We start from the raw sequence: 21,923 nt of genomic DNA, 5'->3' as shown, positions 1-21,923 counted from the left end.
CAGAGAGATTAATGGAAGTTCTTTATAAACAACGATATAGGATTTAATTTGGATAACTTTTTCTTGATCGTGTTTTGATCTTACCAACGAGCACTCTTAGTCAACTGCAACGCCTTTAATCAAGGCAAAGGTTTTCATCCCCGGGCCCAGCGGCAGACGCTGAACCGAACGCCGGGATACCCGGGCCAGCAAAGTCTGTTGCCCCATTTGCAGGCGCACCAGGAGCTGGCTGGGATTGGGATCGGATTGGATATCCACAATCCGGGTTTCCAGGCAGTTAAGCAGACTGATGGCTTCGGGCGGTTTTAGTGCCAGGACCACATCCCGAGCCAGCAGTCTTACCCGTGTTTTTTGCCCCTCATTTAATCCACAACGGCTGATCAACAGGGTTTGACCTTCCACCTCCAAGGCAGTCATGCCTTCTCCGGCATCCGCCTCTCTCACCTGGGCTTCCAGTACGCTGGATGCTTCCTGAGTTTGGGTAAAGGGTAATTCGGGGTGGGTGAGTAGTTCCTGCAGGGGGCCCTGGGCCAAAACCCGGCCCTGATCCAGCACCACCAGATGATCGGCCAGGCGGGTTACTTCCTCCAGAGCATGGCTGACATAGATGATGGGGATTTCCAGTTCTTCCTTGAGCCTTTCCAGAAACGGGAGGATTTCCGCCTTGCTGGTGGTATCCAGTGAGGCCAGGGGTTCATCCATCAGCAACAGCCGGGGGCTGGTCAATAGAGATCGCCCCAGGGCTACCCGCTGGCGCTGGCCGCCGGATAATTGGGCAGGCCAGTGATCGAGCAGGGCTTCCAGCCCCAGGAGGCGGGTCACTTCCTCGGGGTGGAGTTTGCGCTCACTTTTAGCCGTGCGTTGATAACCATAGAGGAGATTTTTGCGCACACTCAGGTGGGGAAAGAGACTGGCTTCCTGAAAGACATAGCCCAGGGGGCGCTGGTGCAGAGGGACAAAATAGCGTCCCTGTTGCCAGACCTGGCTATTGAATTTCAGGTAGCCGTCTTCAATTCTTTCCAGTCCTGCCAGGCAGCGTAAGAGGGTGGTTTTTCCCGACCCGGAGCGACCAAAGAGGGCAGTGACTCCGCGAGTGGGCAGTTGCAATCGGGCTTGCAGGCGAAATTCGCCCCGTTGGAGTTGAAAATCGAGATCAAGCAAGGTTCACCCCCTGAAAACGCCGATTCAGCGCAAATACCAGCATCAATAGGATAAAAGAGGCCGCGACCAGAACCAGGGATAGCTGATGGGCTGCAGCGTAATCCATGGCTTCGACATGATCGTAGATGGCAATCGAGGCCACCTGGGTGCGACCGGGAATATTACCGCCAATCATCAGGAGCATGCCGAACTCACCCAGGGTATGAGCAAATGACAGTACGCAGGCGGTAAGCAGGCCCCGACGTGATAGCGGCAGCACCACGGTGAAAAAACGATCCAAAGGCGAGGCGCGTAGACTGGCCGCTGCTTCCAGTACCCGCCCTCCGGCGGCAGCAAAGGCATTTTGCAAAGGCTGGACGACAAAGGGCAGGGAGAAGAGCATGGACCCAAGAACCAGGCCGGTGAAAGTAAAGGCCAGATGGCCGATGCCCAGGGATTCCAGCAGTCCGCCCAGTGCTCCCTTGGGTCCTAAAAGAACCAGCAGATAAAAGCCCATGACCGTGGGAGGTAGAACCAGCGGTAAGGCAACAAGAGCTTCCACCAGAACCTTGAAACGGCTCTGGCTCTGGGCCAGCCACCAGGCCAGTGGCATCGACAGCAGCAATAAAAAGAAGGTGCTGGTGACGGCCAACTTCAGGGTCACTCCCAAGGCTGTTAAATCACTGGGCGCAAGGAGCATGGCTTAATTTCCTTCACCGGGGGTATAACCGGCAGCGCGGATGATGGCTGCTGCTTGGGGAGAGCGAATAAATGCCATGAATTCTGCAGCCAGTTGCGGGTCTTCGGCTGTTTCAAGAATCACAGCCTGCTGCACGATGGGATCATAGCTGTCGGTTGGAGGCAGCCACCAGGAACCCTGGCCATCCACTTGCGGATGTTTGATTTGCGACAGGGCAACAAAGCCTAAGGGTGCAGCCTGGGAAGCAACCTGGCTGTAGGTCTGGCCGATATTCTGCCCACGCAGAAGTCGCTGCTCGGCTTCCAGTTGCTCCCAGATGCCCAGACCTTCAAGCACCTGTTGGGCCGCTGCACCATAGGGAGCATTACGCGGATTGGCCAGAGCCAGGTACTGGTAGTCACCTTGGGTCAGGCTGGCACTTGCGTCCTGGATTTGATTGGGATCGGCCGACCAGAGCACAACCACACCCTGGGCATAGGTGAAAAGGGATTCTGACAGGGCCAGACCATCGGCCACCAGTGCCTGGGGGCGGCGGGAATCAGCAGCAAAGAAAACATCAAAGGGAGCGCCATTCTGAATCTGGGCAAACAGGGAACCGGTCGATCCCGAGCTAATCACCAGTTGATGACCGCTGGTGTCCTGATAGAGCTCGGCCAGTTGTTCCAGGGTGCCATTAAAATTGGCAGCAACGGCTACGCGTATTTCCTTAGCCTGAGCTGTTGTAGCGACGAATAGAATCGCAACCAGCGTTAAAAAAACTTTTTTCATGGTGTATCTCCTTATCGATTAAATGGCCGCAGGCAGAGCAACCGGCTATCGGGATAGAGGCCTTTCAGCAGAAGCTGCTAGTGCCTGGCAGGTTGAATTTGGCAAGGAGCATGCCATTTCCGGTTTTTATTATTTCCATGGCTATATAACGCTGCCTTTTTTACTAGGGCCAGGGGGTGGTGGTCGCTACCATTCAGGTTGGTTTTGCGACAATTTGTTGGTGTTTGTTGCAAGCCGGCAGAGGTTTTTGCCTGAAGAAGTCACTGACAAGGGCTAAAAGCCGAAAGAAGGGATGGCATGGATTTCGCTGTAGCCTGGTAGTAATAGCCCGACTGGAAAGTCATTCAGTGGTTGCTGGTGACCCGGGCTTCCCGACATTGGAGAAATCGCATGCTTCCCTCGTTTAATGAAAGTTTTGTCAGTCGTCTGCAGTTGGAAAACTCGGCCGGTGCTGCGCTTTCCGATAGTCGTATTCAGCTGCTGGAAGCAATCGATCGTCTGGGTTCGATCAATCAGGCAGCCAAGGCGGTACCTCTATCCTACAAGGCGGCCTGGGAGGCCATAGATCTGCTCAATAACACTTCGCCTCAACCCCTGGTAGAAAAGACTGCCGGGGGAAGACGTGGCGGTGGGACGCAGCTAACGGATTACGGGCGACGGATGGTTTCCCTTTACCGGGCACTGGAAGGCGAATATCAGGCGACCCTGAAACGCATGCTGGAGGGCATGAATGGACTGGAACAGGGGAGCTTGGGTGAGTTCCAACAACTGATGCGACGCCTGTCCATGCGGGCCAGTGCACGGAATCAGTTTATCGGTTCGGTGGTGGCACTCAGAGCCAGGGGGCTGAATTATCAGGTTAATCTGCAGCTCTGCGAAGGCCAGGAGCTGGTTTGTCTGATCACCCAGGCCAGTGCCGAGCAGTTGCAGTTATCACTCGGACGTGAATATTTCGCACTCTTCAAGGCGGCAGGGCTGAAGGTGACGACTCAGCAGACGGTTATACAGGGCTATGCCAACCAGCTTTGGGGCGAAGTGGTGGCCAGAACACCGCAAGAGGAACAGCTGGAGGTGGAGCTGGCTTTGCCGGGGGGGCTGACGCTGGTGGCGGTGATCGCGGCTGGTGACAGTGAGGGAATCGAGATCGGTGAGCAGGCCTGCGCCTGTTTTGATGCCGAGCAGGTGATCCTGGTGGCTTGTGACTGAAAGCCAACAACCGCATCCGTGGATGCGGTTGCACGGATCACTTACTCACTGGGGTACTCGATGAGTACGTCTTCATCGCGCAGAATCATCTGGCAGGCCAGACGCCAGGGAGCGGGTGGCAGGTCATCCACCAGCATCTGGTCAATCTGATCCTGGTCGATTTTACCCATTTCCTTGAGTACAGCAGTTTCCCGTGGGTTCAAGGGACCACCCATGGGGGTGTTTTCTTCCAGGTTGGTCACCTTGACCATGCAGGTTCCACACTCGCCATTCTGGCAGCCAAAATCAATGGGAATATGATTTTCCTTGGCCATTTGCAGAATGGTTTGCTTATGACTTCCAGCCACCGCGTAGGTGGTTTTGTCCTGATGCAGACTACTTTTAAAAGTTACTTTTGCCATAGTTTCTGCTCCTCTCATCGGATTATTAGGGCTTTCCTCCAGGGATAGCCGAGAGAGCTAGGGCAATAACTGTACCAGTGCTTTGATAATAACCCTTTGATCTTCAGGGTTTAGGCGGCGAGGGAGGTGGAGAGATAAAAAAGCTTTGTCGCTAAGGCGACCTTTTGTCGGGCTTGTAGTCTTTTTTGCTACAAACCCGACAGAGGTTTTGAGGTGATTAAGCAACTTCTGAGGCGGGTTTCCAGCAGGTAGCATGGCGCAGGTGATGTGCCAGGGGGTCATCCCAGGATTGCTGGTGCTCGTCCTGCCAGCTGCAAAGCTGCATGTGCAACTCCAGAGGGTCCAGATCTTCACCCAATTCCAACTGATGCTGGTAGTGGGTCAGCAGGGAAATCAGCTGCTGGTGCTGGCTGCGATGGGCATCGTAACCGGCATACTGGGTGGCCAGCATAAAGCGTTCTTCCTGATCAAAATGCTCGCGTACATTCATCACCAGATTGTTCAGCAGGCAGGGCAAAGCCGTTCTGGAAACCAGTGGCAAGGCGCCCAGCAGGGCAGTGAACAGATGATGAGCCTTGTCCATGGCTGGTAAATCATAGTGCTGTAATCTCAAAGTGGGCGTGATATCAGGCATGGGCAGAGACCTCGGCTAACAGGGCGTTGAGACAATCATCGTGGTTCAGGTTGAGAATTTCAAACCCCTGACGTTCCAGAAACTTGGCTTCCTTGGGGGTGGGATCTTCAATACAGGCCCATCCTGCCGGATTACCGGCATCATAAACAATGTCATTGATCAACATTCTGGGTGTATCCCGATCCAGTCTCAGACCCAGCAGCAGATACTGCATGCCTTTACGTTTCTGCTTGAGAAAAGGTGGCATGCCAAAGCCACCCATCAGCTCTGTCAGGTAGTCGACATAGTCGGCATCCGAGGCCACGTAGAGAGATTCGGGCAGAGGTGTCCCCACAGGCTTGAACAGGATGGGCAGGCTGGAATCAGCGTTTTCCAGATCAACCGCCTGGTAACTCTGACCATCATGCTGGAAAAGACGATAGCGTTCAGTGCCACCCCCGATGCGGGCCACGCCGACCACCAACAGGTGAGGCGTTTTTTGCCAGTGGTCTTGTATCTGGGTATCCCGGTTCAAATCTATTACATAGTCCAGGCCTGCCTGACTGATTTTTTGATGCAGGTCTGACTGGCTCCATTCCGTGTCGCGATAGGTGGTATCCAGAAAGCGGGTGACGGCCTTTCTACCGCGCTTGAGTTCGATATTCATGGCAGCGCGGGGAAATTCATACATCAGTTTGGGTGCCATGGGGCGGCCCTGATTCATGGCAATGATCAGGCTGTCGCTGTCTGCAGGCATGGCATTGCCGTCCTTGTCGGTGATGCCTTCCAGAGCCTGATGTCCGAGAACTGGCACGCAGCGCCCGGCATCCCAGGCTTCCAACAGGCTGGTCGGTAATGGCTGAGTCATGCTTTTACTCCTGCTTTAGCTAGAAAAAAGTCTTAAGGGTCAGAGCAATTCCCATGCCACGCAGGGGTTGTTGTCGTCAGTACGACAAGGAAATTTTGTTTGTCGCCTCCTGTACGCCCACACAAAACCTAGGGTTTTTATAAAAGTCTTTTAAAAACAGTTGATTAAAGATTTTTTGAAGGCTGGCACGTGCCTTGCCATTACCTAAGTAGCGGCGGAGAAGGCTTCGCCACTTGTACCTTAAAACTTGTGTACCTATGAGGAGAAAGACAATGGCACTACGTCAAGCTGCTATTTACGGTAAAGGCGGTATCGGCAAGTCGACCACGACCCAGAACCTGGTGGCTGCACTGGCTGAAATGGGTAAGAAAGTCATGATCGTGGGCTGTGACCCCAAGGCTGACTCGACTCGTTTGATCCTTCACTCTAAAGCTCAAACCACTGTAATGCACCTGGCTGCAGACGCTGGTTCCGTAGAAGACCTGGAACTGGAAGATGTAATGGCTGTGGGTTACGGCGATGTTAAGTGTGTTGAGTCCGGTGGTCCAGAACCCGGTGTTGGTTGTGCCGGTCGCGGTGTAATCACTGCCATCAACTTCCTGGAAGAAGAAGGTGCTTACGACGAAGAGCTGGACTTTGTTTTCTACGACGTACTGGGTGACGTTGTATGTGGTGGCTTCGCTATGCCTATCCGCGAAAACAAGGCTCAGGAAATCTACATCGTAGTATCCGGCGAAATGATGGCCATGTTTGCTGCCAACAACATCGCCAAGGGCATCGTGAAGTATGCCAGCTCCGGTGGTGTACGTCTGGCCGGCCTGATCTGTAACAGCCGTAACACTGACCGTGAAGACGAACTGATCGAAGCTCTGGCAAGCCGTCTGGGCACCACCATGATCCACTTCGTACCTCGCGACAATGTTGTACAGCACGCTGAAATCCGTCGTATGACTTGTATCGAATACGATCCCAAGGCCAAGCAGTCCGACGAGTACCGTACTCTGGCTCAGAAAGTAATCGATAACGAAAAATTCGTTGTTCCTACTCCTCTGGAGATGGACGACCTGGAAGACCTGCTGATGGAATTCGGTATTCTTGAAGAAGAAGACGAAAGCATCGTGGGTAAAAAAGCTGACGAAGTGGTTGCCTAAGCAACGACTAATACTGACTCATGAGCGTGCCTGCGGATGGGCAGGCCACGCTGGAGGATAAGTAGCATGACTAAGTTGAATAAAGACGAAGCCCAGGCGCTGATTCAGGAAGTGCTTGAGGTTTATCCTGAGAAGGCCAAAGAGGATCGTGCCAAGCACTTGAGCGTTAACGATACCAGTGACGAATCTCAAAAGTGCGTAACGTCCAACCGTAAATCCCTGCCCGGTGTAATGACCATTCGTGGTTGTGCCTACGCGGGTTCCAAGGGTGTGGTTTGGGGTCCTATCAAGGACATGATCCATATTTCCCACGGTCCTGTTGGTTGTGGTCAGTATTCACGTGCCGGTCGTCGTAACTACTACGTAGGTACGACCGGTGTGGATAGCTTCGGCACCATGAACTTCACTTCCGATTTCCAGGAAAAAGACATCGTATTCGGTGGCGACAAGAAACTGTCCAAGCTGATTGGTGAAATCGACCAGCTCTTCCCTCTGAACCGGGGTGTGAGTGTTCAGTCCGAGTGTCCAATCGGTCTGATCGGTGATGACATCGAAGCCGTTTCCAAATCCAGCAGCAAGGAAATCGGCAAGCCCGTTATCCCTGTTCGTTGTGAAGGCTTCCGCGGTGTTTCCCAGTCTCTGGGTCACCACATTGCTAACGATGCCATTCGTGACCACGTTTTTGATCGCGAAGGCGGTGGCAATGATGTCGAGCCTGGCCAGTATGATGTTGCCATCCTGGGCGATTACAACATCGGTGGTGATGCCTGGTCTTCCCGTATCCTGCTGGAAGAAATGGGTCTGCGCGTTGTAGCCCAGTGGTCCGGTGACGGTACCCTGGCGGAAATGGAACAAACTCCTAAAGTGAAGCTGAACCTGCTGCACTGCTACCGTTCCATGAACTACATCTCTCGTCACATGGAAGAGAAGTACGGTATTCCCTGGGTTGAGTACAACTTCTTCGGTCCTACCAAAATTGCCGAGAGCCTGCGCAAGATCGCTTCCTACTTTGATGACAGCATCAAAGAAGGCGCCGAGAAGGTCATTGCCAAGTATCAGCCCATGATGCAAGCAGTGATTGACAAGTACAAGCCTCGTCTTGAAGGCAAGAAAGTCATGCTTTACGTCGGTGGTCTGCGTCCTCGCCACGTTATCGGTGCCTATGAAGATCTGGGCATGGAAGTGGTTGGTACTGGTTACGAGTTCGCTCACAAAGATGACTATGAGCGCACCAACCAGGATGTGGGTAACGCTACCCTCATCTACGATGACGTCACCGGCTTTGAGTTTGAAGAGTTCGTCAAGCGCGTTAAGCCTGACCTGGTCGGCTCCGGGGTTAAGGAAAAGTACATCTTCCAGAAAATGGGTGTGCCTTTCCGTCAGATGCACTCCTGGGACTATTCCGGTCCTTACCACGGCTACGATGGTTTCGCCATCTTTGCCAAGGATATGGACATGACGCTGAACAATCCTTGCTGGAGCAGCATGACACCACCCTGGAAAGCTTCTGAAGAAGCTGACAAAGCGGCTGTTGCTTAATTTAACTATTTACCTTAGGCCCGCGTTCGCAGATTAGCGGCCGGGCTAGGAGAAGGTCATGCAAAACGTAGACGATATCAAACAAAGCTATCCTCTGTTTCGTGAAGACGAATACAAGGATGTACTGACTCGCAAGAAGTCCGACTATGAAAAAGGTCACGCCAAGGAAAAGGTTGATGAAACCTTCCTGTGGACCACTTCTGAAGAGTATCAGGATCTTAACTTCCAGCGTGAAGCGCTGACTGTTAACCCTGCCAAGGCTTGTCAGCCTCTGGGTGCGGTTCTGTGTTCACTGGGCTTTGAAAAAACACTGCCTTACGTTCACGGTTCCCAGGGTTGCGTTGCCTACTTCCGTACCTACTTCAACCGTCACTTCAAAGAGCCAGTTGCCTGTGTTTCTGACTCCATGACGGAAGATGCGGCGGTATTCGGCGGCCAGAAAAACATGGTTGCCGGTCTGGAAAATGCCAAGGCTCTGTACAAGCCAGAGATGATTGCCGTTTCCACCACCTGTATGGCGGAAGTTATCGGTGATGACCTCAACGCCTTCATCGGTAATGCCAAGAAAGACGGTGCTGTTGAACAGGAATTCCCTACTCCTTTCGCTCACACACCTTCCTTCGTTGGTTCTCACATTACCGGTTGGGACAACATGTTCGAAGGGATCGGTCGTTACTTCACCCTGAACTACATGGAAGACAAGAAGGTTGGCAGCAACGGCAAAATCAACCTGGTTCCCGGTTTTGAAACCTACCTGGGCAACTACCGTGTTATCCGTCGCATGATGGAAGACATGGGTGTTGAGTACAGCCTGCTGTCCGATCCTTCCGAAGTACTGGATACACCTGCTGATGGTGAATACCGCATGTACGAAGGCGGCACCAGCCTGGATGAAATCAAGGACGCGCCTAACGCCCTGGATACCATCCTGCTGCAGCCTCAACAGCTGGTTAAAACCAAGAAACTGGTTACCGGTACCTGGAAGCACGAAGTACCTGACCTGAACATTCCTATGGGTCTGGAATACACCGATGCCTTCCTGATGGAAGTATCCCGCATCAGTGGCAAGCCAATTGCTGACTCTCTGGCCAAAGAGCGTGGCCGTCTGGTCGACATGATGACCGACTCCCACACCTGGCTGCATGGCAAGAAGTTTGCTCTGTTCGGCGATCCTGACTTCACTTACGGTCTGACCAAGTTCCTGCTGGAGCTGGGTGCTGAACCTACCCACGTTCTCTGCCAAAGCGGCAGCAAGCGTTGGGAAAAGCGAATGAAGAAAATGCTGGAAGTTTCAGCACCTGCCGGTATGGACGTCAAGCTGTATTCACGTCACGACCTCTGGCACTTCCGTTCGCTGATGTTCACCGACAAGCCTGATTTCATGATCGGTAACTCCTATGGCAAGTTCATTCAGCGTGACACCCTGCACAAGGGCAAAGAGTTCGAAGTTCCCCTGATCCGTCTGGGCTTCCCCATCTTTGACCGTCACCACATGCACCGTGCCACTACCCTGGGTTACGAAGGTGCCATGCAGATGCTGACTACTCTGGTCAACTCTGTACTGGAGCGCCTTGATGACGATACCCGCCTGATGGGTCAGACCGACTACAACTACGATCTGGTCCGCTAAGGCGATCCGGGAAGCTTTCTGAGCTTCCCGGCGTTTGAACCTGGTGCTCAAGGTTGGCTGTGATTTGCAACGCAAAAAAGCAGTCAGCCTTGTGCTGCTCAGGGGTACAACCCAACTAACGCTTGATGAATCACAGGAGTTTTACATGGCCAATATCATCATCAGCCAGGCAGTGGACGGAGGCTTGACCTTCTATATGCCCAAAAAAGACTTGGAAGAAAAGGTGCTTTCGCTGGAATTTACCGAAGCTGACAAATGGGGCGGAGAGCTAAAACTGGCCAGTGGCCAGAGCTACTACATCGATCCCATGGCTGAGCCTCGGTTGCCTAAGTCCTTGCGTGCCCGGCGGATGGATTAGAAACCACTGATTAACTATTGCGCTTGGTTATGCGGCGTTAAAATTGCTCTCAAAATGCTCGTTTACCCGTTTGTAAACTCCGCTTTTTCGATCAATTTTGCCTTACCTAACCTTCGCTCATTACGTTAATCAGAGGCTTCTTTGGCCTTGCAACCTGTTTTACTTTGGAGAATCTAATCATGGCAATGCAAATCGATCCAGACGTATGTACCGCTTGTGGTGATTGTGAAGTGGAATGCCCCACAGTATCCATAACCCCTAAAAACGGCGTTTACGCCATCAACCCCAAAACCTGTGATGAGTGTGTTGATGAGGGGGAACCACGCTGCGTTCCAGTATGCCCCGTTGACTGCATCTCCAAGGCCGCTTAATCCAGAGCTGGTCCGGGCCACCCCGCAAGGGTGGCCTTTTTTCTCTCTAAGGAGCCTCTGATCAACGTGATGAGCGCAGTTTAGACAAGGCGAAATTGAACGAGAACGCGGAGTTTACAAGAAGTAAATGAGCATTTTGAGGCCAATTTCAACGCAGAATAAACAAGCGCAATAGTTAATCCTAGGTTTCCTAAGCTACCATGCAAGGTGAAGATCATGTCCAGTATCAGCAAGGTTGCAGCCCAGCGTCTGTCTCACGCAGCCCGCGTTCTTTCCGAAGATGATCCTGCCAACTTTATTCTTGCCCTGGGTTCCCACCTGGGGCTGCCAATCACCGAAGACAAACTGAAAACCCTGACCGTTGAAGATATGAATCGTATCCTCAGCGGTGAAGACGGTCTGCTTCCGGAAAACTATCAACATGCCAGTATGCAGCTGGCCTTGCGTCACCTTTGGGGTGATGAGAGTGGTCAACAACCGCCACCCGAGGTGGAAGAAGAACCGGCTGAACTCAAGGGCAAAGCCGGGTTGCTGGTGGCCGTAGCATCGAATCAGGAACAACAGCTGGATGGCCACTTTGGTTCCTGCCTGCGTTTCCTGATCTACAAGGTCAGCAAGGAAGGTGTTTACCTCAAGGAGGTTCGTGAGGCCTCACATCTGGATCGCGGTAGTGAGCGCAATGCTCTGAGAGCCGAACTGCTGAAGGATTGCCAGCTGCTCTATGTGCAATCCATTGGTGGACCTGCTGCAGCCAAGGTGGTGAGAGCAGGCGTGCATCCGGTCAAATTCCCGCTGCCTGGCCCCGCTCGTGATGCCCTGGCTCAGTTGCAAGGGCACCTGGATAATCCTCCGCCCTGGCTGGCTCGGGTACTGGGTGTGGATAGTTCGGTGAGCCTGCGCTTCACCGGGGAGGTGGAAGAATGATTTCTGCTGAAGGTCTGCAAAAACTGGCCGCTCAAATCGAAGAAACTCCTGAAAACCAGCGTGACGAGCGTTTTAACGAGTCCTTTGAAGAAGGTCGGGTTACCTTGTGTATGGAAGATGATATTCCTGGCATGGCCAAGCCGGTTTACCAGGGGCAGGGCTTTGATATCTATCTGGTCGATGCCAGTCAGGAATGTGCCAGTTTGACCAATGATCTGGAAACAGCCTGCGGCGTGGTTGTCGCCCTGCATGATGATGAGGACTGAGTATGGCACTGATGACACAAAAAGCTCGCCCTGTCCCGACTTCCACCCCCAAGATCTCCGATCTGGCGGCAGGAATCCGCTGTGTTAAACCTCGCCCGCACCATGCTCCACTGCTGGAGTACCTGCGCGAAGTCTGGCCGGAGATGGAGTTTCAGCATCGTCTGACGCGCTCCGGCTGGTATCGTCCCGGCGGCGTTTTAAGCTCAACCGGGCAGGAATTGGGCAAGGATCTGGAAGCCTGGTTGAACCAGTCGCTGGAAAAGGTGCAGGATTTTGATCAATTGCTGGTGGATCTGGAAGTCATTCAACCCTTGGTAACTCGCTATAATGGGGCCACTCACTTCTTTACTGCTCGCTATGCAGACCGTCCTGAAGCCTGTTGGCAACTGGAGGTGGAAGAGCTCCAAGAGGTGATGGATCGTCGCTTGCTGAATGAGCAGGGGGATTTACCGGAGGATATTGCCGACCTGCTGGAACCGCTGCAACCTGCTCTGCTCGATGGTCAGCCCATGGGGGCACCCGTTTATCAACTGGGCTGTCTGATCAATCTGCATGAAGCCCTGGCTGATGCGGTGAATGAGCCCTTACTTCGGCGTTTTTTCCAGGAGTGGCAGCGGGGGCCTGCTTCCAATGCAGACTTCCAACAGTTCTGGTTCTTCCAGAGGCATGAATCCCTGTCACGCTATGGTGTTAATCAACTGCGCTTGCAACCTCATGCCATCAATGCCAAGCAGTTGAAAACCCTACCCTGGGATCTGGATGCCGATGCTACAGGTGTTTCTACCCAGTTACGGGCTTATGACAAGGTAGCCGGTTACTCCGGCGCTTGGTATTTCGGCCTGGTCGCAGGCAATCTGGTGCCCCGTGAACTGGCATCACGTCTGCAGGAAGACTGGTTGAGTGACTTCCGTTATATCTCGGAAAACCAGCACGCCCTGGTGGTTAGCTGGCTACATCAACCCTATACTCTCTGAGGTTGGGACTGAAGTAAGCCGTTGCTTACTTCAGTTACCCAGACAGCAAAAAGCCGGATGTCCTATCCGGCTTTTTGCTGTCCCCTACTTTTCTTCCTGAAAAATTCTTTGCCTCTGGCTGGCTAGCCTGGGAAAAGGGCAGGATCAGGCTTCCTGCTTGTCTTTTCTAGGCACTGTCTTGGGATCGGCGGTGATGGGGCGGTAGATTTCCACGCGATCAAATTCATTAAGCTTTTGGTTAAGTTTAACCAATTTTCCGTAAATGCCAATCTTTTGGCTGTCCAGATCGATTTCCGGGAAGCGATTGAGGATACCTGAGGCCTTGATGGCTTCTTCGGCAGTGACCTCATCTTCCATTTCCATCTCGATCCAGGCCTGTTCCCCCTTGGGGTTGGCATAGGCAACACTGACTTGCATGATGTTAACTCCTCTTGACGCTCAGCCTGCCCAGCTCATCTGCTGGCAGGCCTTTGAACTAGTCCGGATTAGGCACCGTGGCCTTCAACACTACAGCCAGCCGATTCGGTGGGTTCTTTCTTATCCTTGCTCAAACGTTGATCGATCCAGCGCTTGGCAACCAACAGGAAACCTACGGCAATAAAGCCACCGGGTGGCAAGAGCAGAATCAAAAAGCCCTTGTAATCAGGGATGAGGGTGATCTCCAGAAAGCCAAAGCTCTCACCCAGGAGCAAATCGGCATTGGCAAAGAGGGTGCCACTGCCCAGGATTTCACGGAAGGCACCGATCATTACCAGGGCCCAGGTCAGGCCGATGCCCATCATGGTGGAATCAACCAGGGTATCCCAGAGGGTGTTCTTGGAGGCAAAGGCTTCCGCCCGCCCGAGAATGGCACAGTTCACCACGATCAGAGCGATAAACAGGCCCAGAACCTTGTAGAGTTCGTAGGCAAAGGCATTGATCAGCATATCGGTCAGGGTCACCAGGGTGGCGATAATGACGATGTATACCGGAATACGTACAGCCTGACTGACCCAGTGACGAATCAGGGAAACAACCAGATTGGAGCCGACCAGTACAAAAAAGGTGGCCAAGCCCATTCCCAGGCCGTTGGTCGCTGTACCCGTCACTGCCATTACCGGGCAGAGGGCGAGTAGCTGGGCAAACACCATGTTGTTGGTCCAAAGACCATTCTTGGCCAGGCGTGAGTAATCAGTCATGGTCTATTCCTCCGAAAGGGCAACAGGCGTCAGGAAGGTGGCTTTTTCTGCCTCGAAGAACTCCAGTCCCCGTTTAATGGCCGCAACTACGGCACGAGGTGTGATAGTGGCACCTGTGAATTGATCAAAGACACCGCCATCCTTTTTAACACCCCAATCACTCGGGGGTGGGTCCTGCAAAGAAAGGCCGTTGAATTCGGTGATCCAGGGATCACGAGAGACTTCAATCTTGTCGCCCAAGCCAGGCGTTTCCCGGTGAACCAGAACGCGAACACCGGAGATTTCGCCATTACTGCGAACGGCGATCAGCATTTCGATATCCCCGGCATAGCCATAAGCGGTCAGGGGAAAAACCACGCCAGTGACTTCGTCGTTGAGTGAAGCCTGGTACCAGGAGAATTCCCCCCAGGGTGCCTGGATGTCAGTTTTGGTCTCCAGCAGATTGTTATCGTAAATCTCGGCTGGCAGTACCTGGGAAAAGTTATTCAGCAGGTCGTTTTCCAGGGCCAGACGAATAGGTTCACGGGTCATCTGGTAGGCAAAAGCCAGTAGTGCACAGGTAACAAACACAACGACACCCAAAAACAGGGACTGGTAACCCAGGCGATCCTGCAAGCTGGTCTCACTCATACCTCACCTCCTGACTTGTTACTGGCCGGACGAGTCGGGAGGGGATCACCCTTGCGTGTGCGCCCGTAAATACGCGGTTTGATATAGCGATCGATAACAGGAACCGCCGAGTTCATCAGCATCACGGCAAAGGCGATGCCTTCGGGGTAGTTGCCGAAAGTACGGATCAACCAGGCCAGGAGGCCACAGCCCAGACCAAAGAGCAGACGGCCGCGTGCCGTGGTGGGGGCGGTAACAGGGTCGGTAACGATGAAGAAAGCGGCCAGAATGACCCCGCCGGTCAGGAGATGAAAAGCTGCGCCAGGGTAGACTTCCGGATGGAAAAAGTGAGCCAGGGCAGCGGGTACACCGGCACCCAGCAGAACGCCTAGTGGGGCCTGCCAGCTGATCACACGTCGCCACAGCAGGAAAAGGCCGCCGAGCAGCAGCAGCAGGGCACTGCTTTCACCAAAGCTGCCACTGTGCATGCCCTGGAAGGTGGCACCCAGGCTGTAATCCTGATTGATTAGCAGGTCACTTAATAGCTTGCCCTGACCTAGTTGGTTTTTCACGGTATCCAGGAAGGTGGCACCGGAATAGGCATCGATCGCCTGTGGAGCCTGGCCCAGAGTGATTGCCAGGCTGGTGGCAAAATCCGGCTGTGCCGAGGTGACGGCTTGCGGGCTGATCCAGGTGGTCATTTCCACGGGAAAAGCAATGAGCAGCATGACGCGCGCAGCCATCGCCGGGTTAAAGACATTCTGGCCCAGACCACCAAAGATCTGTTTGATCATGGCAATGGCCAGGAAGCTACCAAGGAAGGCCAACCACCAGGGGGCCCAGGGAGGGAGGCAGAGGGCCAGAATCCAGGCGGTCACCAACGCAGACCCATCCCTGAGATGTTGGAAAATGGCCTTGCCAAACATTTTCAGGAAGAGGGCTTCCCAAAAGAGTGCCGAACCAACGCAGACAACCCAGAGGTTGAAAGCGGGCCAGCCATAAAGCCAAAAAGAATAAAGGGTTGCAGGAGTCAGCGCCAGGATCACCTGAAACATCAGGGCGCTGAGACTGGCATTACTATGGGCATGAGGCCCGTGTACAGGTTGGTTCATGAGGGGTTGTCCTCCGCAGCTTCTTCAGCTGCCTTTTTAGCGGCAGCCGCGCGACGGGCTGCCAGGAGTTCTTCTCTTTCTCTGGCCTGACGGGCCACCCTTTCTTCGCGACGCTGGGCAAGAACCTGGGTTTTCTTCATCTTGCGCGCTTCTTTTTCGCGGTTGGCCAATTCACCCTTGGCGTAGTTGAACAGGTGAACCAGAGGTAGGGAGGCGGGGCAGGTATAGCTGCAGGCACCGCAGCCCACACAGTCACTGAGGCCCAATTCCTGAGCTGCCTCAACATCGCCCTTGCGGATATTGGCGGCCATTTCCAGAGGCAAGAGGCCCATGGGGCAGGCTTGAACACAGCGCGCACAGCGAACACAGGGGCTGGGTTGGGTCGGATTGATTTCTTCTTCGGTGAGCGCCAGGATGCCGCTGGACCCCTTGATAATGGGTACGTGCAGATTAGGGAGCTGAATGCCCATCATGGGCCCCCCCATGATCAGGCGGGCCGGCTTGCAATCAAAACCACTGGCGTAGTTAATCAACTGACTGGCCAGGGTGCCCAGAGGAACCTCCCAGTTGCCCTGGTGAGTCAGTGCCTGGCCACTCAGGGTGACGATTCGGGAAATCAACGGACGGCCCTGATCAATGGTCTGGGCTACAGCACGGGCAGTGGCGACATTGTGCATCACCAGCCCGGAGGCCGCAGCACGGCTACGTGCTGGCAGTTCAATCCCGGTGAGCTGTTGGACCAGTTGTTTTTCCGAGCCCATGGGATAACGACTGGGAACGGATTTCACCTGAATACCGGAACCCGCTGCTGCAGCTTGCATTTTTTCAAGGGCTTCGGGCTTGTTGTCCTCAATACCGATGATGACTTCCTTGGCCTGCACTGCATGCTGCATCAGGCAGGCACCACGGATAATCTCGTCTGCCTTTTCCCGCATCAGGCGATCATCACAGGTGAGGTAGGGCTCGCATTCCCCGCCATTGAGAATCAAGGTCTCAACACCGGTTTCCAGACTGCTGCCCAGTTTGACGGCTGCCGGAAAAGTCGCCCCCCCCAGGCCGACAATCCCGGCAGCGCCAACTCGGGTACAAATTTCTTGCGGATCTCGTGCAAAAGGGTCGGAGACAGGCTCAATGTCATCCCATTCATCCAGGCCGTCCGGTTCCAGGGAAATGACCAGTACCGGCAGGCCCGAGGGGTGGGGTGCGGTATGCTCGGCCAGTGCCGTGACACGACCGGAGGTCGGCGCGTGAACCGGTGCGGAAATCATGCCTTGACTGGCAGCAACCAGTTGGCCCTTGCGAACTCTATCACCCACTTTGACCAAGGGGGTGGCGGGGGCACCCAGATGCTGCTGTAGGGATAGATACAGCGTATCGGGCAAGGGGAAGCGCTTGATCGCCTCCTGATTGCTCAATTCTTTAAAGCCTGACGGATGGACGCCGCCGCGTAATGCTTGCTTAAACATTTTGGGACTCCTGATCAGAAATGGACAGACTTCAAAGAGTCGGTTCGCTCCAGGCCCAAGTCTGTAGAGTGGGGGTCACAGGGACCAGTTGAATACATTCGGTCGGGCAAACATCTTCACACTTGCCGCAGGCCGTGCAGGCATCGGCAAAAACCACGTGAAGCTGCTTGGCTGCCCCGGCAATCGCATCTGTAGGGCAGACCTTGTAGCAACGGGTACAACCGATACAGAGATCTTCATTGATTTCTGCCAGTTTGGGGCCCTCATCACAGAGCGCGCTGGCATCCAGAGCTACCCCCAGCTTGTTGGCAATGGCTTCAGCCACGGCACGCCCGCCAGGTGGGCAGAAGGTTGGTGGCAACTCACCTACGGCACAGGCTTCTGCAGCGGCCCCGCAGCTGGGGTTGCCGCACTGGCCGCACTGGGTGCCCGGCAGGAGTTCTTCAATTTCCACAGCAACATTGCTGCGCTCAACATGCAGTACCCGGGAGGCTACACCCAGCAGCAGACCCAAGAGACCGCCCAAACCCGCTAAAGGTAAAATTGAAACCAGCATCTTGTTATCCCCCTTGAGTAATCAGGCCAGACCGGCGAAGCCCATAAAGGCCACAGAAAGCAGACCGGCGACGATAAAAGCAATTGGAGCGCCCTGATAAAGAGCAGGTACCTGCAGGATGGCCAGGCGTTCACGCAGACCGGCAAAGAGAACCAGAACCAGGGTGAAACCCATGGCGGAACCAAAACCGAAAATCAGACTTTGCATAAAGGAATAGCCTTCCTGGATATTCAGCAGAGCCACCCCCAGAACGGCACAGTTGGTGGTGATCAACGGCAGGTAGATCCCCAATAGCTGATAGAGAGGTGGACTCATCTTGCGAATCAGCATCTCGGTGAACTGCACCACGGTGGCGATCACCAGAATAAAAGAAAGAATGCGCAGGTATTCCAAGCCCAGCGGTTGCAGCAACCAATTCTCAAGCATCCAACTGGCGGCGGCCGCCAGGGTCAATACAAAGGTGGTGGCCATACCCATGCCCAGGGCACCGTCCATCTTGGTCGACACCCCCATCAGTGGGCAGAGCCCCAGAAACTTGATCAGGATGACGTTGTTGACCAGGGCAGTGGCAACCAGCATGAGTAAATAGTCCGACATGGTTTTTCTCCGCAGCAGCGCCTAGAAAATGGCTTTTGTATAGCTGGAGCAAGGAGTGTGCCATGGAGGCAAGAGCCTTTTTACGGGCTAAAAAGAGGCATTTTCTGTGCGGGAGCAACAAACTGGCGCAGCTTTGTCGTAAAAACAACAAGCATGGGGTCGGTTGCTGCACCCCTCGCTGTAGAGTCCGGATACACAAGCAGTCGCGGCAGGGCGACTCCTTGATTTGGCGTTTGTTTTCGGTTGGCTGGTATATATTTTGCTTTTGTCTCTCTATCAATGAGCAGTAGGTCTGCTCTGGAACGAGGGGGTATTAGCAGTTATGGGTGAATCAGAAAACCTGAGCCGTGCATTGAATTTTCAGGCCGCTTTTGAACACTTGCCACCCGAGATTTTCCGGTTGGCCGTAGAGCAGGCGGCAGTCGCCATTTCCATCACCGATACTCGCGCCCGTATTGTTTATTCCAACCCCAGTTTTTCGCGGGTGACGGGTTACTCCCAGGAAGAGTTGCTGGGCAAAAATCAATCCATACTTTCATATCGAGTGACGCCCAAGGAGGTATACAAGAACCTCTGGGATGAGCTGAAAGAACAGAAGCCCTGGAAGGGCCAGCTGGTTAATCGGCGCAAGGATGGCAGCCGTTATGTGGCTGACCTGACGATTACACCGGTTTTGAATAACCAGAAGGAGACGACTCACTATCTGGCGGTTCAACGGGATGTGACCGAGAAGCACCAGTTGCAAAGTCAGGTGGTCAATCAACAGGCCCTGATTGAATCGGCATTGGATACCACCCAGGCGGCCATGGTCATGGTGGATGCGCAGCTGCAGCCGGTAATGACCAACCAAAGCTACAAGCAGTTGGAACAAAAGCTCTGCTGCCCACCCCTGGAGCCCTTATTGCTGACTCTGAAAAAACACTGGCCGGACCGCTTCGGCAGCGAAGGCAAGGCGCTGACCCAGGGCTTTTACCCTCTGGAAGTTTGTCTTTCCGGTCAGGAAGAACCGGAACTCTGGTTTCATTGCTCGGGGGAAATCATCGAAGAGAAGGACCCCAGCGCTGACGCCTTCTATCAGACAAAATCCAAACAGTATTTGTTGTTGACCCTGCAGGATATTTCGCATCTCAAACATCAGCAAAAGCAGCTGCAGCTGACCAGTCTTCAGGCATTACTGGCCGAACAGGAGCGCCTGCAGAGTGTACGAGAAGCGCTCTCCGGGGCACTTTATCAACTGGAAGGGCCCTTGAATCTGGTCAATGCTGCGGCCCGCCTGGTTAGTCGCCGTAATGAAGAAGGGTCGGAAAAACTCCTGCAACTGCTGGGTGATGTTCAGCAGGCCGGTCAGGAAGCCGTTTCCCAGTTGACCGCCTGTCTGCCGGAAGCCCTTCAGGAGGAAACCCAGGTCGTCAATTTGAATGAACTCCTCAAAAACAGCTTGAGCCTTTTAACCCCGCGCCTGTTGACGGCTGGTGTGGTGGTGGACTGGCAGCCGCAGAGTGATTTGCCACGCATCAAGGCAAGACCTACAGCACTGGCCACCCTGTTCAAGCAACTGCTGGATAACGCCCTGGATGCTCTGGAGGAGAGTCGCAGTGATCAGCGCGATCTGCATTTGCAGACTCGTCAGCACCAGGAATTTATTGAAGTGATTGTGCAGGATAACGGCCCGGGTATTCCCACGGCTGACCAGCTGCGTGTCTTTGAACCCTTCTTTACCACACACAACCAGAGTAACAAGCATCTGGGGATGGGACTGACCCTGGCACAAGAAATTGTTATTAGCCATCAGGGCCTGCTGGAAGTAGATCCTGAGTTTAATCAAGGCTGTCGTATCAAGGTGCAATTTCCCTATGTATAACACTGATTCTGTACCCAAAAAGAGTGACTCTTCCGATTCCGGGGAGCGTCTGGCCCCGGAAATGCTACAAGCCATCCTGGTTGGCGAGCTGGAAACCCTGTTTCAGGTCAGTCAGGTACTGTCGCGTTCCCTGAATCTGCAGGACACCCTGAGCAATGTTTTGGAAGTGCTCGACCAGCGCGTGGGCCTGGAAAGAGGTTTTGTCGGCCTGGTGCCACCGGAAAAAGATGAGCTGGTGGTCTATGCCCTGCATGGTATGCCCGAATTGACGGCCGGGGAGATCAGTTATCAATCCGGCGAAGGCGTGGTGGGTGAGGTCTTGCGCCAGGGCGAAAGCTTGGTCTTGAACCGGATTACCGATGATAGCCGCTTTCTTGGGCGTTTGGGCATCTATGACCCGGAGCGGCCCTTTATCGGCGTGCCCATCCGTAGCGGGAGCGAGGTTCTGGGGGTATTTGCCGCCCAGCCCAGCAGTTCACAAAAGGAGTTGCTGGGGGAAAGGGCCCGCTTTCTGGAGATGGTTGCCAACCTGATCGGGCAAACCGTACGCCTGTCCTGGGAAGTGGAAAACGAAAAGCGTGCTCTCAAGGACGAGCGGGATCAACTCAAGCGCACCGTGCGAGGCCAGTATGGATTCGACAACATCATCGGTCGCTCCTTTGCCATGCGTCAGGTGTTTGAACAGGTTCGCCAGGTGGCCAAATGGAATACCACGGTACTGATTCGCGGTGAAACCGGTACGGGTAAAGAACTGATCGCCAGCGCCATCCACTATAACTCGCCGCGGGCGCGGGGGCCTTTCGTCAAACTCAACTGTGCGGCCCTGCCGGAAAATCTGCTGGAATCAGAACTCTTCGGCCATGAAAAGGGTGCATTTACCGGCGCGGTGAGTCAGCGCCAGGGGCGTTTTGAACAGGCCGACAAGGGCACCCTGTTTCTGGATGAAGTGGGCGAGGTTTCACCGGCCTTTCAGGCCAAGCTGCTGCGTGTTTTGCAGGAAGGCGAGCTGGAGAGAGTCGGGGGCAGTCGCACCATCAAGGTCAATGTGCGCGTGGTGGCTGCCACCCACCGCGACCTGGAAGCCGACGTGGAAAGCGGGGATTTCCGCGAAGACCTTTATTACCGCCTGAATGTCATGCCCATCTTTATGCCGACCCTGAGGGATCGACTGGAAGATGTGCCCGATATTGCCAACTTCCTGCTGCAGAAGATTGCCAAGGCCCAGGGGCGTGACCTGAGTATTACCGACAATGCTCTGCGCGTGCTGATGCACCACAGCTGGCCGGGCAACGTGCGGGAGCTGGAAAACTGCCTGGAAAGGGCAGCTGTCATGTCCTATGACGGCGTGATCGATCGGGATCAGGTTCTCCTGACCGGCATTGAAGAGCAGGTCACTGGTTCCCACGGTGGTCAGATCGATCTGCAGGATGAAACCCTGGATGAGCGCGAGCGTGTCATTGCCGCTCTGGAACAGGCCGGTTGGGTTCAGGCCAAGGCAGCCCGCCTGTTGGGGATGACGCCCCGCCAGATTGCCTACCGGGTACAAACCCTGAATATCAAGGTTAAACAATTGTAGTCAGGTGTCTGTCATTTGTCGGACAAGTCCAAGTCCCGAGGGTGTTAACTTCTTGACAA

The 21,923-nt window shown here is 54.1% G+C and carries 24 protein-coding genes; 11 read left to right on the top strand and 13 right to left on the bottom strand.

The window, feature by feature from the left end; genetic code table 11:
- Nucleotides 1-96: 96 nt before the first annotated feature.
- The 3 genes from modC to modA are packed head-to-tail and all read right to left on the bottom strand — an operon-like array spanning nucleotide 97 to nucleotide 2,608.
- A complete protein-coding gene (gene modC, locus DFK18_RS11605) occupies nucleotides 97-1,161 on the bottom strand; it encodes a molybdenum ABC transporter ATP-binding protein (protein WP_114418428.1) in 1,065 nt (354 codons plus the stop codon).
- Nucleotides 1,154-1,840 (bottom strand): molybdate ABC transporter permease subunit, encoded by a 687-nt coding sequence (gene modB, locus DFK18_RS11600; RefSeq protein WP_114418427.1) that lies wholly within the window; start codon nucleotides 1,838-1,840, stop codon nucleotides 1,154-1,156. Before modB ends, modC begins: the two co-directional genes overlap by 8 nt.
- A gap of 3 nt (nucleotides 1,841-1,843) precedes the next feature.
- A complete protein-coding gene (gene modA / locus DFK18_RS11595; protein WP_114418426.1) occupies nucleotides 1,844-2,608 on the bottom strand; it encodes a molybdate ABC transporter substrate-binding protein in 765 nt (254 codons plus the stop codon).
- Nucleotides 2,609-2,998: 390 nt separating this feature from the next.
- On the opposite strand from modA, the gene DFK18_RS11585 reads away from it, so the two are divergent.
- Nucleotides 2,999-3,814: a TOBE domain-containing protein gene (locus tag DFK18_RS11585; RefSeq protein ID WP_114418424.1), complete on the top strand. Its 816-nt coding sequence runs from the start codon at nucleotides 2,999-3,001 to the stop codon at nucleotides 3,812-3,814.
- A gap of 41 nt (nucleotides 3,815-3,855) precedes the next feature.
- Here DFK18_RS11585 and DFK18_RS11580 read toward each other — a convergent pair whose 3' ends face one another.
- The 3 genes from DFK18_RS11580 to DFK18_RS11570 form a co-directional block, all read right to left on the bottom strand.
- Nucleotides 3,856-4,215 (bottom strand): 2Fe-2S iron-sulfur cluster-binding protein, encoded by a 360-nt coding sequence (locus tag DFK18_RS11580; protein ID WP_114418423.1) that lies wholly within the window; start codon nucleotides 4,213-4,215, stop codon nucleotides 3,856-3,858.
- 217 nt (nucleotides 4,216-4,432) lie between these two features.
- Nucleotides 4,433-4,849, bottom strand: coding sequence for a bacteriohemerythrin (locus tag DFK18_RS11575; RefSeq protein ID WP_114418422.1), 417 nt, complete (start codon nucleotides 4,847-4,849; stop codon nucleotides 4,433-4,435).
- Nucleotides 4,842-5,696: an SIR2 family protein gene (locus DFK18_RS11570; protein ID WP_114418421.1), complete on the bottom strand. Its 855-nt coding sequence runs from the start codon at nucleotides 5,694-5,696 to the stop codon at nucleotides 4,842-4,844. Before DFK18_RS11570 ends, DFK18_RS11575 begins: the two co-directional genes overlap by 8 nt.
- Nucleotides 5,697-5,968: 272 nt before the next feature.
- Here DFK18_RS11570 and nifH point away from each other — a divergent pair, with 272 nt between their 5' ends.
- The 8 genes from nifH to DFK18_RS11530 all read left to right on the top strand — a co-directional run bounded on the left by nifH (nucleotide 5,969) and on the right by DFK18_RS11530 (nucleotide 12,909).
- Nucleotides 5,969-6,847, top strand: coding sequence for a nitrogenase iron protein (nifH, locus tag DFK18_RS11565; protein WP_114418420.1), 879 nt, complete (start codon nucleotides 5,969-5,971; stop codon nucleotides 6,845-6,847).
- Nucleotides 6,848-6,913: 66 nt separating this feature from the next.
- Nucleotides 6,914-8,386, top strand: a complete 1,473-nt coding sequence (gene nifD, locus DFK18_RS11560; RefSeq protein ID WP_114418419.1) for a nitrogenase molybdenum-iron protein alpha chain — start codon at nucleotides 6,914-6,916, stop codon at nucleotides 8,384-8,386.
- A 58-nt stretch (nucleotides 8,387-8,444) separates the two neighbouring features.
- Nucleotides 8,445-10,016 (top strand): nitrogenase molybdenum-iron protein subunit beta, encoded by a 1,572-nt coding sequence (gene nifK, locus DFK18_RS11555; protein ID WP_114418418.1) that lies wholly within the window; start codon nucleotides 8,445-8,447, stop codon nucleotides 10,014-10,016.
- Nucleotides 10,017-10,161: 145 nt separating this feature from the next.
- Nucleotides 10,162-10,374 carry a putative nitrogen fixation protein NifT gene (nifT, locus tag DFK18_RS11550; protein WP_114418453.1) on the top strand — a complete coding sequence of 71 codons (213 nt, stop codon included), beginning with the start codon at nucleotides 10,162-10,164 and terminating at the stop codon, nucleotides 10,372-10,374.
- Between the two features lie 179 nt (nucleotides 10,375-10,553).
- Nucleotides 10,554-10,745: a 4Fe-4S binding protein gene (locus tag DFK18_RS14825; protein ID WP_114418417.1), complete on the top strand. Its 192-nt coding sequence runs from the start codon at nucleotides 10,554-10,556 to the stop codon at nucleotides 10,743-10,745.
- Between the two features lie 216 nt (nucleotides 10,746-10,961).
- Complete coding sequence (locus DFK18_RS11540; RefSeq protein ID WP_114418416.1) at nucleotides 10,962-11,669, top strand: NifB/NifX family molybdenum-iron cluster-binding protein; 708 nt, start codon at nucleotides 10,962-10,964, stop codon at nucleotides 11,667-11,669.
- Nucleotides 11,666-11,935: a hypothetical protein gene (locus tag DFK18_RS11535; protein WP_114418415.1), complete on the top strand. Its 270-nt coding sequence runs from the start codon at nucleotides 11,666-11,668 to the stop codon at nucleotides 11,933-11,935. The genes DFK18_RS11540 and DFK18_RS11535 overlap by 4 nt, the downstream gene beginning before the upstream one ends.
- A gap of 2 nt (nucleotides 11,936-11,937) precedes the next feature.
- Nucleotides 11,938-12,909, top strand: a complete 972-nt coding sequence (locus DFK18_RS11530; protein WP_114418414.1) for a hypothetical protein — start codon at nucleotides 11,938-11,940, stop codon at nucleotides 12,907-12,909.
- 144 nt (nucleotides 12,910-13,053) lie between these two features.
- Here DFK18_RS11530 and DFK18_RS11525 read toward each other — a convergent pair whose 3' ends face one another.
- The 7 genes from DFK18_RS11525 to rsxA form a co-directional block, all read right to left on the bottom strand.
- Nucleotides 13,054-13,326: an RnfH family protein gene (locus tag DFK18_RS11525; RefSeq protein ID WP_114418413.1), complete on the bottom strand. Its 273-nt coding sequence runs from the start codon at nucleotides 13,324-13,326 to the stop codon at nucleotides 13,054-13,056.
- Nucleotides 13,327-13,394: 68 nt separating this feature from the next.
- Nucleotides 13,395-14,087 carry an electron transport complex subunit E gene (locus DFK18_RS11520; RefSeq protein ID WP_114418412.1) on the bottom strand — a complete coding sequence of 231 codons (693 nt, stop codon included), beginning with the start codon at nucleotides 14,085-14,087 and terminating at the stop codon, nucleotides 13,395-13,397.
- 3 nt (nucleotides 14,088-14,090) lie between these two features.
- On the bottom strand, nucleotides 14,091-14,717 hold the full coding sequence (gene rsxG, locus DFK18_RS11515; RefSeq protein ID WP_114418411.1) for an electron transport complex subunit RsxG: 627 nt from the start codon (nucleotides 14,715-14,717) through the stop codon (nucleotides 14,091-14,093).
- Nucleotides 14,714-15,808 (bottom strand): RnfABCDGE type electron transport complex subunit D, encoded by a 1,095-nt coding sequence (locus tag DFK18_RS11510; RefSeq protein WP_114418410.1) that lies wholly within the window; start codon nucleotides 15,806-15,808, stop codon nucleotides 14,714-14,716. The genes rsxG and DFK18_RS11510 overlap by 4 nt, the downstream gene beginning before the upstream one ends.
- Complete coding sequence (gene rsxC / locus DFK18_RS11505) at nucleotides 15,805-17,274, bottom strand: electron transport complex subunit RsxC (RefSeq protein WP_114418409.1); 1,470 nt, start codon at nucleotides 17,272-17,274, stop codon at nucleotides 15,805-15,807. The genes DFK18_RS11510 and rsxC overlap by 4 nt, the downstream gene beginning before the upstream one ends.
- Nucleotides 17,275-17,305: 31 nt before the next feature.
- Nucleotides 17,306-17,830, bottom strand: coding sequence for an RnfABCDGE type electron transport complex subunit B (locus DFK18_RS11500; protein WP_114418408.1), 525 nt, complete (start codon nucleotides 17,828-17,830; stop codon nucleotides 17,306-17,308).
- Between the two features lie 21 nt (nucleotides 17,831-17,851).
- Entirely contained in the window at nucleotides 17,852-18,427 is a 576-nt protein-coding gene (gene rsxA / locus DFK18_RS11495) for an electron transport complex subunit RsxA (RefSeq protein ID WP_114418407.1), read from the bottom strand.
- 322 nt (nucleotides 18,428-18,749) lie between these two features.
- Between rsxA and nifL the strand changes: the two genes are divergently transcribed.
- Nucleotides 18,750-20,288: a nitrogen fixation negative regulator NifL gene (gene nifL / locus DFK18_RS11490; RefSeq protein WP_114418406.1), complete on the top strand. Its 1,539-nt coding sequence runs from the start codon at nucleotides 18,750-18,752 to the stop codon at nucleotides 20,286-20,288.
- Nucleotides 20,281-21,864 carry a nif-specific transcriptional activator NifA gene (gene nifA, locus DFK18_RS11485; protein WP_218563950.1) on the top strand — a complete coding sequence of 528 codons (1,584 nt, stop codon included), beginning with the start codon at nucleotides 20,281-20,283 and terminating at the stop codon, nucleotides 21,862-21,864. The genes nifL and nifA overlap by 8 nt, the downstream gene beginning before the upstream one ends.
- Nucleotides 21,865-21,923: the final 59 nt, after the last annotated feature.

Source organism: Marinospirillum perlucidum (assembly GCF_003336805.1).
GTDB classification, from domain to species: domain Bacteria; phylum Pseudomonadota; class Gammaproteobacteria; order Pseudomonadales; family Halomonadaceae; genus Marinospirillum; species Marinospirillum perlucidum.
Note: the sequence above shows the minus strand (reverse complement) of the source record. Positions and strands in the feature narration are given on the sequence as shown.